The sequence below is a fragment of the Phenylobacterium sp. genome (genome assembly GCF_036563285.1).
In the GTDB taxonomy this organism is placed as follows: Bacteria; Pseudomonadota; Alphaproteobacteria; order Caulobacterales; family Caulobacteraceae; genus Phenylobacterium.
Map to the genome: position 1 here is coordinate 226,230 of NZ_DATCMR010000011.1, position 13,201 is coordinate 239,430.

General features: G+C 70.4%; 12 protein-coding genes. 7 read left to right on the top strand and 5 right to left on the bottom strand.

Annotated elements, in window-relative coordinates; translation table 11 throughout:
* Complete coding sequence (locus tag VIL76_RS11805; protein WP_332046492.1) at positions 1 to 786, bottom strand: SDR family oxidoreductase; 786 nt, start codon at positions 784 to 786, stop codon at positions 1 to 3.
* Between the two features lie 174 nt (positions 787 to 960).
* On the opposite strand from VIL76_RS11805, the gene VIL76_RS11810 reads away from it, so the two are divergent.
* On the top strand, positions 961 to 2,877 hold the full coding sequence (locus VIL76_RS11810; protein ID WP_332045231.1) for a PQQ-binding-like beta-propeller repeat protein: 1,917 nt from the start codon (positions 961 to 963) through the stop codon (positions 2,875 to 2,877).
* A gap of 70 nt (positions 2,878 to 2,947) precedes the next feature.
* Here VIL76_RS11810 and VIL76_RS11815 read toward each other — a convergent pair whose 3' ends face one another.
* The gene (locus VIL76_RS11815; RefSeq protein WP_332045232.1) at positions 2,948 to 3,694 is read right to left on the bottom strand and encodes an extensin family protein; all 747 of its coding nucleotides are present in this window, start codon (positions 3,692 to 3,694) and stop codon (positions 2,948 to 2,950) included.
* Positions 3,695 to 3,790: 96 nt separating this feature from the next.
* On the opposite strand from VIL76_RS11815, the gene VIL76_RS11820 reads away from it, so the two are divergent.
* Genes VIL76_RS11820 through VIL76_RS11830 form a run of 3 tightly spaced genes read left to right on the top strand, consistent with a single transcriptional unit; the run spans position 3,791 to position 7,140 of the window.
* Positions 3,791 to 4,420, top strand: a complete 630-nt coding sequence (locus VIL76_RS11820) for an ATP-dependent Clp protease proteolytic subunit (RefSeq protein WP_332045233.1) — start codon at positions 3,791 to 3,793, stop codon at positions 4,418 to 4,420.
* A gap of 4 nt (positions 4,421 to 4,424) precedes the next feature.
* Entirely contained in the window at positions 4,425 to 6,017 is a 1,593-nt protein-coding gene (locus VIL76_RS11825) for an alpha-glucosidase family protein (protein WP_332045234.1), read from the top strand.
* A gap of 25 nt (positions 6,018 to 6,042) precedes the next feature.
* Positions 6,043 to 7,140, top strand: a complete 1,098-nt coding sequence (locus VIL76_RS11830) for an aromatic ring-hydroxylating dioxygenase subunit alpha (RefSeq protein WP_332045235.1) — start codon at positions 6,043 to 6,045, stop codon at positions 7,138 to 7,140.
* A 154-nt stretch (positions 7,141 to 7,294) separates the two neighbouring features.
* Here VIL76_RS11830 and VIL76_RS11835 read toward each other — a convergent pair whose 3' ends face one another.
* Positions 7,295 to 8,395 carry a L,D-transpeptidase gene (locus VIL76_RS11835; protein WP_332045236.1) on the bottom strand — a complete coding sequence of 367 codons (1,101 nt, stop codon included), beginning with the start codon at positions 8,393 to 8,395 and terminating at the stop codon, positions 7,295 to 7,297.
* A 39-nt stretch (positions 8,396 to 8,434) separates the two neighbouring features.
* On the opposite strand from VIL76_RS11835, the gene VIL76_RS11840 reads away from it, so the two are divergent.
* Both VIL76_RS11840 and VIL76_RS11845 read left to right on the top strand, forming a co-directional pair.
* Positions 8,435 to 9,370, top strand: coding sequence for a D-alanyl-D-alanine carboxypeptidase family protein (locus VIL76_RS11840; protein WP_332045237.1), 936 nt, complete (start codon positions 8,435 to 8,437; stop codon positions 9,368 to 9,370).
* Positions 9,371 to 9,413: 43 nt separating this feature from the next.
* Positions 9,414 to 10,211: an alpha/beta hydrolase gene (locus tag VIL76_RS11845; protein ID WP_332045238.1), complete on the top strand. Its 798-nt coding sequence runs from the start codon at positions 9,414 to 9,416 to the stop codon at positions 10,209 to 10,211.
* Here the strand turns inward: VIL76_RS11845 and VIL76_RS11850 are convergent.
* Positions 10,208 to 10,843, bottom strand: a complete 636-nt coding sequence (locus VIL76_RS11850; RefSeq protein ID WP_332045239.1) for a glutathione S-transferase — start codon at positions 10,841 to 10,843, stop codon at positions 10,208 to 10,210. The two genes, VIL76_RS11845 and VIL76_RS11850, sit on opposite strands and share 4 nt — an antisense overlap.
* A gap of 77 nt (positions 10,844 to 10,920) precedes the next feature.
* Here VIL76_RS11850 and VIL76_RS11855 point away from each other — a divergent pair, with 77 nt between their 5' ends.
* Entirely contained in the window at positions 10,921 to 12,558 is a 1,638-nt protein-coding gene (locus VIL76_RS11855; protein ID WP_332045240.1) for an acyl-CoA dehydrogenase family protein, read from the top strand.
* On the opposite strand, the gene VIL76_RS11860 is transcribed toward VIL76_RS11855, so the two are convergent.
* Positions 12,555 to 13,190, bottom strand: a complete 636-nt coding sequence (locus tag VIL76_RS11860) for a TetR/AcrR family transcriptional regulator (RefSeq protein WP_332045241.1) — start codon at positions 13,188 to 13,190, stop codon at positions 12,555 to 12,557. The genes VIL76_RS11855 and VIL76_RS11860 overlap by 4 nt on opposite strands.
* Positions 13,191 to 13,201: the final 11 nt, after the last annotated feature.

The window sequence follows — 13,201 nt, forward strand, 5'->3', positions numbered from 1 at the left end:
TCAGCAGGTCGTGCCGCCGTCGACGACGATGGTCTGGCCGGTCGTCCAGGCCCCGGCCCGCGAGGCCAGGTAGATGGCCGCGCCCGCGAGGTCGTCCGGCTCGCCGAGGCGGCGCAGCGGGGTGCCCGAGCTGGCGCGCTTCTCGCCTTCCGGCGTGTCCCAGAGCGCGCGGGCGAAGTCGGTCTTCACCAGGCCCGGCGCGATGCAGTTCACCCGGATGTTGTCCGGCCCCAGCTCCTGGGCGAGGTTGCGGGCCAGCTGCATGTCGGCCGCCTTGGAGATGCAGTAGGCGCCGATCACCGTCGAGCCGCGCAGGCCGCCGATCGACGAGACGATGATGATCGAGCCGTCCTTCCGCTCGCGCATCTCCGGCGTGACCATCGAGATCAGCCAGTTGTTCGCCACGATGTTGTTCTGGAGGATCTTGCCGAAGGCGTCGTCCGTGATGTCGAGCTGGCTGCCGTAGTAGGGGTTCGAGGCCGCGTTGCAGACCAGGATGTCGATCTTGCCGAACGCCCGGCGGGTCTCGTCCACCAGGCGCTGCAGGTCGTCCTTCGAGGAGATGTTGGCGGGCACGGCGATGGCGTGGCCCGGGCTCTTCTCGTTGATAAGGTTGGCCACCTCCTCGCAGGGCCCGGCCTTGCGCGAGGAGATCACCACCTTGGCGCCCTGCTCGGCCATCCGCTCGGCGATGGCGCGTCCGATGCCGCGGGAGGAGCCGGTGATCACCGCCACCTTGCCGGTCAGGTCGAAGAGGCCGCCCTGCAGCACCGTCGGCTTGTCCATCACCTCGCTCATGGCGCTCATCCCTTGAAACAGTTGTTTGACTCCCGGCCATTTGCGACGCCGTGACGCGCCCGGTCAAGCGCCCGACGCGGCGGGTCGACTTCCTGACCGCCGATCACCTATCGTGGCGGGGAAGCCCCGGTCAGAGGGCCCATCAAGTTGGGGGAAGCGTCGATGCTTTCGTTGAAGCACATGGCGGCGGCTGCCGCCCTAACCGTTGCCGCGGCCGGTCTGGCCTGGGCCGGCTCCGCGATTTCGCAGACGCCCCTGCCGCATCCGGGCCAGGCCCTCTACCGGACCAACTGCGCCGGCTGCCACGACAACCCTGAGCAGACCCGCTCGCCTTCGAAGGACACCCTTTCGAAGATGAGCTTCCAGTCGATCAACTACGCCCTGACGCTGGGCAAGATGAAGATGCAGGGCTCCGCGCTGAACGACGAGCAGCGGGGCCAGCTGATCAACTTCCTCACCGGCCGCTCGACGGACACGGTCGACACCTGGTCGGGCGCCCTGATGTGCCAGGGCCCCCGCAAGGCCGTCGACCTGAAGGCGCCCCCCGCCGTCGCCACCTACGGCTTCGACGCCCGCAACACCCGTGTGCTGACCCCCAAGCAGACCGGCATCACCAAGGCCGGGCTGAAGAACCTGGAACTCGCCTGGGCCGTGGGTTTCCCGGACGTGACCATGATGCGCTCGCAAGCGGTCGTGGTGGGCCACAACCTGTTCCTGCCGGTTGCGGAGGCGGCGGCGATGTACGCCTTCGACGTCAGCGATCCCGCCCGGCCGTGCGTCCAGTGGATCTACAAGACCCCCGGCGGCGCCCCGCTGCGCACCAGCGCGTCCTACGGCGTGATCGCTGACGGCCGCCCCGTGCTGGCCTTCTCCGGCCTGGACTCGACGGTGCACGTGGTCGACGCCCGCACCGGCAAGGCGCTGTGGACCAAGGGGGTGGGCGCCTACTCCTACACGCTCACCACCGGCACGCCGCGGGTGCTGAAGGACCGGATCATCGTGCCGGTCAGCCAGTACGAGATCATGGAGGCGGCCAACAACGCGGTCACCTGCTGCACCAACCACGGCTTCGTCCTGTCGCTGGACCCGAAGACCGGCGCCCAGCAGTGGCGCTACGACACCATGGAGGACGCCAAGCCGATCCGCGACCGCGGCGACGGCAAGCCCCTGATGGGGCCCTCCGGCGCGCCGATCTGGAACTCGCCGGTGGTGGATGAGAAGCGCGGCCTGATCTACTTCGGCACCGGCGAAGCCAACTCGCCCCCGGCGCACCGCAACACCAATGCGCTGATCGCCATCCGACTGAGGGACGGCAAGGAGGTCTGGAGCCACCAGGCCACGCCGAACGACATCTTCAACGCCGGCTGCGGGCCGAACCCCAGGCCCAACCAGTACAACTGCGTCGGCCCCAAGGAGACCGTCTACCGCGACGTCGATTTCGGGGCGTCCCTGATCCTGGCCAGGCTCTCCAACGGCCGCGAGCTGGTGCTGGCCGGACAGAAGTCGGGGACCGTCTGGGCCCTGGAGCCGGAGACCGGCAAGGTGGTCTGGCGCCGCGACATCGGCACCGGCGCGCCCAACGGCGGCATCCACTGGGGCATCGCCTTCGACAAGGACACCGTCTATGTCCCCGTCGCCCAGATCGGCCGCCCCCTGCCCGGCGGCGAGCCCATCGATCCCAAGCTGCAGCCCGGCATGTACGCCGTCGATGCAAAGACCGGTGAGATCAAGTGGCACTACTCGGCCAAACCCGAGTGCGCCAACGGCCGCGACAAGAAGGCGCCGCGTTGCGAACGGCTCTACGGCTTCTCCGGCGCGCCCACGGTGATCGACGGCGCGGTGATCCAGGGCAGCCTGGACGGGCGGCTGTTCGTCATCGACGCGGCGACGGGCGACGAGCTCTGGCGCTACGACACCCTGCGCGACTTCCAGACCGTGAACGGCGTGAAGGGCAAGGGCGGGTCGATCGACTCGGCCTCCATCGTCGCGGCCAATGGCCTGGTCTTCGTCAACTCCGGCTACGGCATGTTCGGCCAGGCGCCCGGCAACGTGATGCTGGCCTTCAGGCCCAAGCGCTGAGGTGTCATCCCGGTTTCGGCGCAGCCGAAGACCGGGACGACACCCTGGGGATCGGCGGAGCCCGCGCTCGTCACCGGCACGCCCAGAACCCGCCGTGGTCCAGGTGGAAGTGGTCGCGGTGGGCGGCGTTGTATTCGGGGCTGAGCACCGCCCGGAACCAGGGGCAGGCGCCGTCACGCACCTCCCGCAGGAACCGGCCGCGCCCGTCCTCGCGCCGGAAGTCGCGCAGCACGCTGACCTGCTGGCCCGAGGCGGTGCGGAAGGCCGCCACGTCGACGGCGTTGGCGAAGGCGTGCTGGCTGCGGCGCCCTTCCTTGCGGCCATAGACGTTGCGGCACGAGTAGGTGCCGTAGTGCTCGATCCGGCTGATCCGCTGCCCCAGGTGCTGGCTGGCCGCCGGCTGCACCACGTGCCGAGTCCAGAAGGCGTAGCCCAGCGCCACCGGGCAGGTCATCACGGGTGCGGCCGGCGCCAGCGGGACGGCGGCCCCGTCCCGCACCCGGACAGTGTTCTCGGTTGCGCACTCGCCGTAGTCGCGCTCCGGGACCTCGACGAAGCTCACCCGCCCCTCCGCCAGCACCTTCCGGCACAGTTCCGGGTCGCGGGCGGCGCGGGCGAACTTCACCCGGGTGGCCATGCCGACGGGCTGGTCGAGGCGCAGCGGCTTCCAGGGCAGGTCCTGCGGCGGCGCCCAGGCGTCCACCGCCACCACCAGGAAGGCGGCGGCAAACGCGAGGTCGAGCAGGGTCGCCCAGAGGCCCGCCAGGTGAAGCGCCTCGGGCGAGACGGGCTTGAGCTTCGGCAGGGTCAGGCGCACGCCCCAGTAAGTGGCGTCCCGCCCAATGGTTCAGCAAGCCCCTTGCCCTGGGGCCCGCGGGCCAATAACTCCGTCTCTCCACCCCGAGAGGTTTTTATGGTCGACCAAGTGACGGGCCGCCGGCTCGACGACGACGACGATGACGGCGAAGAGGACAAGGGCCGCCTGCCCGACATGCCCCTGACCGCCGGGCCGGTCCAGAACGCGCTCTACAAGTCCCGCACCGTGCTGGTGTTCGGCGAGATCGACATGCGCCTGGCCGAGCGGGTGACCGCCCAGCTCACCGCCATGGCGGCCGAGAGCGACAAGCCGATCCGGATGATCATCAACTCGCCGGGCGGCCACGTGGAGAGCGGCGACACCATCCACGACATGATCCGCTTCTGCGGCGCGCCCGTGAAGGTGGTCGGCACCGGCTGGGTGGCCAGCGCCGGCGTCTCGATCTTCCTGGGCGCGGCCAAGGAGAACCGGCTGTGCCTGCCCAACACCCGCTTCATGCTGCACCAGCCGGCCGGCGGCATGCGCGGCCAGGCCTCCGACATCCAGATCGAGGCCGAGCAGATCATCAAGATGCGCGACCGGGTGAACGCCATGATCGCCCGCGAGACCGGCCAGTCGCCCGAGCGGATCGCCAAGGACACCCAGCGCAACTACTGGCTGAACGCCGAGGAGGCCGTCGAGTACGGCCTGGTCGGCAGGATCATCCGCGACGCGGCGGAGGTCTGAGGCGGTGACGCAGCCGTGGTGGAAGGGCGCCGTCCTCTACCACGTCTACGTCCGCTCCTTCTTCGACTCGGACGGCGACGGGCACGGCGACCTGCCGGGCGTGCTGGCCAAGCTGGACTATATCCAGAGTCTCGGTGTCGACGGCATCTGGCTGTCGCCGATCCACCCTTCGCCGAACCGCGACTGGGGCTACGACATCGCCGACTTCGAGGGCGTGCAGCACGACTACGGCACGCTCGAGGACTTCCAGCGGCTGCTGGACGCCGCCCACGCCAAGGGCCTGAAGGTCGTGCTGGACGAGGTCCTCTCGCATACCTCCGACGAGCATCCCTGGTTCGTGGAGAGCCTGACCGGCGGCCGCGACGGGCCCAAGGCCGACTGGTATGTCTGGGCCGACCCGGCGCAGGACGGAACGGCCCCGAACAACTGGCTGTCGGTGTTCGGCGGTCCGGCCTGGGCCTACGAGCCGAAGCGGCGCCAGCACTACCACCACAAGTTCCTGCGGCAGCAGCCAAAGCTGAACTGGCGCACGCCTGCGGCTAGGGAAGCGGCCCTGTCGGTGCTCGACTACTGGCTGCAGAAGGGCGTCGACGGCTTCCGGCTCGACGTCGCCGGCACCTACCTCCACGATGAGGCGCTGACCGACAACCCGGCGGTGCCGATGGCCGAACGCGGGCCGCTGGAGTGGGGCCACGCCGGCAACCTGCAGCGCCACCTGCACGACTCCAATCTCCCGGAAAACGTCGAGATGCTGGAGATCATCCGCCGGCGGGTGGAGGCGCACGGGGATCGGTTCGTATTCGGGGAGTTTTCCGAGGAGGAGGCCCGCTGCGGCGCCTACTGCACGCCGGAGGAAGGCCTGCACTCCGGCTACACCTTCGTCATGCTGCTGGCGAAGAAGCTGACGCCGGCCTTCGTGAAGGAGCACTACCGCACGCTGAAGGACTACCCGTTCCACTGGCCGACGATCAGCTTCTCGAACCACGACGTCCCGCGCACCGTCAGCAGGTTCGGCGGGGACGACGCCTCGCCCGAGCTGGCGCGGATGCTGTTCGCCCTGCTGGTCAGTCTCAAGGGTACGACCCTGATCTACCAGGGCGAGGAGCTGGGCCTGCCGCAGGCGCACCTGACGCGGGACCAGCTGCGCGATCCGGTGGGCGACCTCTACTGGCCCTATACCCACGGCCGCGACGGCTGCCGCACCCCGATGCCCTGGGCGCCGGGCGAGAACCTCGGCTTCACCACGGGCGCGCCGTGGCTGCCGGCGGCGAAGGAGCACGAAGGCCTGACGGTCGCGGCTCAGGACGCCGACGCAGGTTCCACCCTCGCCTACGCCCGGGCGCTGATCGCCTTCCGCAAGGGCTCGCGGGCGCTGACCGCCGGCGACCTGAGCTTCCTGGATGCCGCCGACCCGGTGCTGGCCTTCGAGCGGCGCGAGGACGATGACGCGATCGCCTGCGTGTTCAACTTCGGACCCGAGGCGCAGTCGCTGGCCCTCGAAGGCGAGCTGCTGCCCGTGAGCCGCGGGGCGGCGCTGGCGGGCGGGACGCTGAGCCTGGGCCCCTACGCCGCGGCGTTCGTCCGGCTGGCGAGCTAGGGCCGACGCGCGCTAGAAGGCCCTCATGGCCGAGGGCGACACCAGGGCAGGCAAGGCGGAGTCGAAGTTCGGCCAGGGGTTCCTGACTGACATCTGGTACTTCGCGGCCCTCGCCACCGACCTCAAGCCCGGCAAGCTCGCCCGCTACGAGATCCTTGGCGAGCCGGTGCTGCTGGGCCGCTCGAAGGGCGGCGCGCTGTTCGGGCTTCGGGACATCTGCCCGCACCGCGCCGCGCCGTTGTCGGCGGGCCGCTTCCACGAGGAGGCCGGCGGCGCCGAGACGGTGGAGTGCCCCTACCACGGCTGGCGGTTCCGGGCCGACGGCGCCTGCGCGGCCATCCCGAGCCTGGTGGCCGACCAGCAGTTCGACGTCGAGCGCATCCGGGTGCGGCGCTATCCGGTGGCGGAAAGCCAGGGGCTGGTCTTCGTCTGGATGGGCTCGGACCCACGTGGGCAGGCGGACCCGACCGAGCCGCCGCCGGTGTTCCCGGGGGTGGTGGGCGGCGGGCCCAAGCTCGTGGACCACATGGACTTCGACAGCCACATCGACCACGCCGTCGTGGGGCTGATGGACCCGGCGCACGGCCCCTACGTGCACCAGCAGTGGTGGTGGCGCTCCAAGCACTCCCAGCACGAGAAGGCCAAGAAGTTCGAGCCCCGCCAGGCCGGCTTCGCCATGGTCCGCCACGAGCCGTCGAAGAACTCCCGCGCCTACGCGATCCTGGGCGGCGAGCCGCTGACCGAGATCACCTTCCGGCTGCCGGGCCTGCGTTGGGAGCACGTGACGGTGGGCAAGCGCCAGGTGCTGTCGCTGACCTGCCTGACCCCGGTCAGCGAGAAGAAGACCCGGATCACCCAGATCGTCTGGTCGGACCACCCCGCCTTCCTGGTCCTGAAGCCGTTCATCGCCGCCGGCGCGCGGGCCTTCCTGCGCCAGGACGGAGACATGGTGAACCTGCAGAACCAGGGGCTGAAGTACGACCCCGCCCTGCTCTGGGTCGACGACGCCGACCGCCAGGCCAAGTGGTACCAGCAGCTGAAGCGCGAGTGGGCCGCCAGCCGCCGCGAGGGCCGCGCCTTCGCTAACCCCGTCGAGCCGGCGGTGCTGCGCTGGCGCAGCTGAACCGACATCAGCAAAGCGAATCTTTGCCGAAAAGAGCGCCTCCGTGTACTGTCTGAGACGATCTTTCCCATGGTATATCAGGCGCTTAGGCGACTTCGAGAGTTGTCGCGCTGACTCGTGCAACTAGGCCTGACGGCGCATGGGACATGCGCCGCTAGACCTTCGCCTGCGCCGCCTTCCCGCCCCCCACGAACACCACCTTCGTGCCCTTGGAGACCGCGCTGGCGAGTTGGCGGGCGTCCCAGTTGGTGAGGCGCACGCAGCCGTGGCTGGCGACCTTGCCGACCGTGCGCGGCTCGGGCGCGCCGTGGATGCCGTAGGTGTCCTTGGACAGGTCGATCCAGACGGCGCCGACGGGGTTGTTGGGCCCGGGCTTGATGGTCAGCTTGCCGGCCTTCTTGTCCCCGAAGTTCAGCTTCTTGGGGTCGTAATTCCAGACCGGGTCGAAGGTCACGGCGGTGACGTCCCAGGAGCCTGAGGGCGTCGGCATGTCGGACGAGCCGATGGTCGCCGGATAGGTGGCCACCAGCTTGCCGTCGGCGGCGAAGGCGCGGACCTGGCGCTTGGACTTGTCCACCTCGACCAGGGTGACGGGGGTGGTCAGCCGGTCGAGCGGCGGCCAGACGACGAGAAGCTTCGTCCCGGCGGCGGCGAAATCGACCCCCGGGTTCAGCGCCTTGAGCAGCGCCTCGTCCATGTGGAACTTCTCGGCCAGCGCCTCCGACGGCGTGGTGAAGCTGAGCTTCTCCAGTTTCGCCATGTCCTCGTACTTGGTCGGGATCTTCTCGGCGAATGGGCCGGCGACGTCCTCCTGGGTGACGGTGTAGTCCGAGGTGACGGGCCCCGCGCCCTGGGAGAGCCGGGCCCAGGCCTCGGCGTCCATCACGCCGTCCGCCGGCAGGCCCTGCGCGGTCTCGAAGGCGGTGAGCGCGTCCTTCAGGTTGTCGCCGTCCTGGCCGTCGACGACGCCGGGCGAGAAGCCGGCGCGGGCCAGCAGCACCTGGGCGCGGATCAGCAGGTTGCGCTTCTGGTCCGGGGTCATGGCCTGGGCGCTCCAGGCCGCCTGGTCGATGGCCTGTCCCGCGGGCGTGCTCGAGCCGGTGACCGGCCCGGCGGCCGCGGTCGTCGCTGCGGGCGCGGCTGCGACGGGCGGCGGGGCCGGCGCGTCGGCCGCACCGCCGGGCGCAGGCTCGGAGCAGGCGCTCAGGAGGAGCAGAGGCCCGCCCAGGAGGACGGCGGCCAGGTTTGGCTTCATGGTGGACCTTCGGACATCATTTGTGGGTTGCTAGGCGTCGTGAGGAGGAAGCCTTCACTCGTCCTGCGGTTCCTGATCGCCTTCGCCGCGGCGATGGTGCTGATCGCCTTCGTCTTCTTCCGCGTGACCCAGACCCCGCTGAAGGAGGTGGTGAAACCGCCGCAGGAGGTGGCCGTCGCCCCCACGCCCGCCGCGCCGAGGCCGAAGCCGGTCGAAGAATGCAGCGCCCGCGGCTGGGGCCGCGCCGCGGAGATCAACCGGGCGAGCCTGAAGACGCTCAGGTGGGCGCCGTTCGGCCGGCCGGAGACCGGCTGGGAGGTCTACGTCCCGCTGATCCAGCGCGAGATCGGCACGGGCTGCGCGCCGGACACCGCGGGGTTCGCGGCCGCCTTCGCCGCCTGGCAGGGCGACCAGCGGCTGCTGCCCGACGGGGTGGTGAGCGAGCCGGACTTCGTGCGCATGAAGGGGATCATGCAGACGCGACGGGCGTTCGTGCGCATGTCGGCGCGCGGCATCTGCCCGCGCCCGGCCAACGAGATCCACCTGGCGGCGGGCTCGCCGCTCGAGGGCTACGCCGGCAAGAAGGTGCAGCTGCGGCCCGGCGCCTTCGCGGCCTACCGCCGGATGGTCGCCGCGGCCAAGGCCGAGAACCCGGAGATCGCGCGCGACCCGCGCAACCTGACCATCTTCTCGGCCTTCCGCAGCCCGTCCTACGACGCGGCGCGCTGCGCCACCCAGAAGAACTGCAACGGCATCGTCCGCGCCAAATGCTCGCCGCACCGGACAGGACTAGCGATGGACATCTATGTAGGCCAGGCGCCGGGCTACGGGCCGGATTCCAGCGCTGACCCCAACCGGCGGTATATGACCCAGACGCCGACCTACCGTTGGCTGCTGGCCAATGCGCACCGCTTCGGGTTTGTGAACTATCCGTTCGAGCCGTGGCACTGGGAATGGACTGGGGAAAACCCCTGAGTTGTCCTTGCACGCGCGGCGGTAGCAATTAGGGTCGCGCCGCATGGGCAGCTTCACCACGGCCGACGGCGTCACCCTGGCGTTCGACGACATCCAGCCCCCGGGCGGGGCCGAGCGCACGATCCTCCTGCTGCACGGCTACGCCTCCAACCGCAACGAGGGCTGGCGCAGGACCGGCTGGTACACGGCTTTCGAGCGGCGGCGGATGCGGGTGATCGGGCTCGACCAGCGCGGCCACGGCGAGAGCCAGAAGTTCCATGAGCCGGAAGCCTACACCCGGGCGAACCTGGCGAAGGACGCCCTCGCCTTGCTCGACCACCTCGGCGTTCACCGGGCAGACGTGTTCGGCTACTCCATGGGCACGCGCACGGCGCTGCAGGTGGCGCTGGATGCGCCGGACCGCGTCTCGAACCTGATCCTCGGCGGTGTCGGCGGGAAGATGCTGGAGCCCGCGCCGCCCGGCCGCGGAGCGAGCATCGTCGAGGCCATGCTGGCCGACGATCCGGAGACGATCGAAAACCCGATGCAGCGGAGCTTCCGCTACTTTGCCGACGAGCAGGGGGAGGATCGCAAGGCGCTGGCGGCCTTCGCCCAGACGCAGAACCCGCCGCTGGACGTGGGCGCCATGGGCGCGCTGCCGATGCCGGTGCTGATCGTGGCCGGCCAGCGGGACGACAGCGCCGGAGACCCGGAGGACCTCGCCCGGGCGTTCCCGCACGGCAAGGGCGTGTCGGTGGTCGGCTGCGACCACTTCTCGGCCATCCCGCACGCGCTCACCAAGGCGACGGTGTTCGACTTCCTCGACGGACTGCTCGATGACCCGTTCGAGGGGCGGTTTTAGGCGTCCTGCCTCACGAACGAGTAGGCGCCGCCTTTTTCGAGGGCGGCCTTGTAGGCGGGTCTGGTCTGGAAGCGGGCGACCCAGGCCTTGATGTTCGGGTACCTGTCGAGCTGGCCAAAGGCGCCGGTGACCTCGCCCACGAAGCTCATCTGGATATCGGCGGCGGAGAGTTCGTCGCCCAGCAGCCAGTCGCGGCCCTGCAGCGCGCCGTCGACGTAGCCCAGGTGGTTCGCCATCTCACTCTGGATACGCGGGTGCAGCGGCGCCCCGGCGTCGCCGAGCCGGGCCACGTACATGTTGAGCATCAGCGGCAGCATGGCCGAGCCCTCGGCGTAATGCAGCCACTGCAGGTACGTCTCGTAGGCGTCGGAGCCGAGCGCCGGCGCGAGCCGGCCGCCGCCATGCCGGCGCACGAGGTAGTCGATGATGGCGCCGGACTCGTGGACGGTGCGATCCCCGTCGGCGATCACCGGCGACTTGCCCAGCGGGTGGACTGCCTTCAGCTCGGGCGGCGCTAACCGGCTCGCCGCGTCGCGGTCGTAGCGCTTGATCTCGTAGGGGGCGCCGAGCTCTTCCAGCAGCCAAAGGATGCGCTGCGAGCGCGAGTCGTTGAGGTGGTGGACGACGATCATGGCGGCTCCCTGCAGGTGTCGGCTATGCAAAGACCCCTGACGCCACGCAAGGCAAGCTTCCCCTATAGTCGCCGCCGATGAGCCTCGCCCTCCCCGCCCTTACGGACCTGCTGGACCTCGCTGCGCGCGAGGCCTCGGCATTGGTCGCCGAGCTGCAGGCGGCGGTGAACGCGCGCGTCCGCCGCGAGGGCCGCGTGGACCGCGCCACGCTGGACGCCGAGCAGCACGCCGCGCACGGGCTCGCTTGGGCCGCAGCCTACGCCGAGACCCTGCGCCAGACGGCGGGCTGGGCGCGCGGGCTGGAGCGGCTGGGCGAGGCCGAGGCCCTCCCCGCCCAGTTGCTGGCGCACGAGTACCTGAGCCAGCTCGCCGGCGGCCTGCCGATGAACCAGGGGGAGATGTTCCGGCCGGCGGACGTGGGCGTCTCCGCGGAGCGGCTGGGGCCGGTCATCGCGCGGCTGGCGCCGGGCGCTTCGCAGGCGGTGAAAACGCGCATCGTCGAGCTGCTGGAGGACGCCCGCGGTCGCCCCTCGCTGGAGGCCAGCGGCCTCGACGAGACGCTGGAGGCGGTGCGCGAGCAGTTCACGGCCTTCGCGGCGGAGAAGATCGCCCCCTACGCCCACGGCTGGCACCTTCGCGACGAGCTGATCCCGCTGGAGCTCTACGAGGAGCTGGGGGCGCTGGGCGTGTTCGGGCTGACGGCGCCAGAGGCCTGGGGCGGCTCGGGGCTGGGCAAGGTGGCCATGTGCGTGGTCTCAGAGGCGCTCTCCCGCGGCTGGATCGGGACGGGCTCGCTGGGCACCCGCTCGGAGATCGCCGCGGAGCTGATCCTGGCGCATGGGACGGAGGACCAGAAGCAGCGGTTCCTGCCTGGAATCACCAGCGGCGCCATCATCCCGACCGCGGTGTTCACCGAGCCGGAGGCGGGGTCAGACCTGGCCTCCCTGCGCACCCGGGCAGTGCGCGACGGAGACGTCTGGCGGGTGACCGGCGCCAAGACCTGGATCACCCACGCGGCGCGGGCCGACGTGATGACGCTTCTGGTGCGCACCGATCCGTCGTCGAAGGACCATCGCGGGCTGTCGATGTTCCTGGCGGAGAAGCCGCGCGGGACGCCGGCCGACCCCTTCCCCGCGGCGGGCATGAGCGGCGGCGAGATCGGGGTCATCGGCTACCGCGGGATGAAGGAATACGAGATCGGCTTCGACGGCTTCGAGGTCGCCAACGCCAACCTGCTGGGCGGCCAGGAGGGCCAGGGCTTCGCGCAGCTGATGGCGACCTTCGAGAGCGCGCGCATCCAGACGGCGGCCCGGGCCATCGGGGTGGCGCAGAACGCGCTCGACCTGGCGGTGGACTATGCCGCCCAGCGCCGCCAGTTCGGCCAGCCGATCGCCGGCTTCCCGCGGGTGGCCAACAAGCTGGCGATGATGGCGGCGGAGATCCTCGGCGCCCGGCGGCTGGCGTGGTTCGCCGCGCGCGCGAAGGACGAGGGCCGCCGCTGCGACCTCGAGGCCGGGATGGCGAAGCTGGTGGCGGCGCGGATCGCCTGGGGGGCGGCGGACAACGCCGTGCAGATCCACGGCGGGACGGGTTTCGCGGTCGAGCAGCCGGTGAGCCGCGTGCTCGCCGACGCGCGGATCCTGAACATCTTCGAAGGCGCCGGCGAGATCCAGGCGCAGGTCATCGCGCGCAGGCTACTGGAAGGCGCGAATTAGCGGGGCTGAAAGCCCTCCGCGATGAGGCCGATCTGGCGGTCCATGACGGCGGTCATGGCCTCGGCGTCGGCGTTCTGGGTGATGGCAAGGCGATAAGTCCAGGCATAGGCCGCCATCAGGAGGTCGACGATCTCCTGGAAGTCCTGGACCGGGTCGACGTCGCCCTCCACGACCCCCTTCTGCAGGCATTCGCGGATGATCTCCTGGAGGCGCGGGGTCTTGCCGTAGGGCTTGGCCTCGGGCGGCAGGGTCCAGTCGTACGCGGCGGCGATGTGCGTCAGGAACAGGCGCGTGCGCGGGGTCTCGAAGGCGAAGTGGATCCCGAACATGGTCCGCAGCCGGTCGGCCGTGGAGCCGCGCAGGTGCGGCATGACGCGGTCGAGCTCGGCATAGAGCGGAGCGAGCCGCTCCTGCATGACCTGGCTGAGGATCTCGCCCTTGGAGGCGAAGGTGGTGAAGACGCTGCCGACCGAGACTCCGGCCTGACGGGCGATCTCGCGGATCGTGGCGCCCTGGTAGCCGACGGTGTCGAAGAGCTCGCGCGCCGCCTCGAGCACGCGGCGGCGGGTGGCTTCCTTCTGGGTGCGGCGGACGCCCGCCTCGCCGCCGTCGGCCGCAGGCGGCGCGTCCACACGCGGCCGTG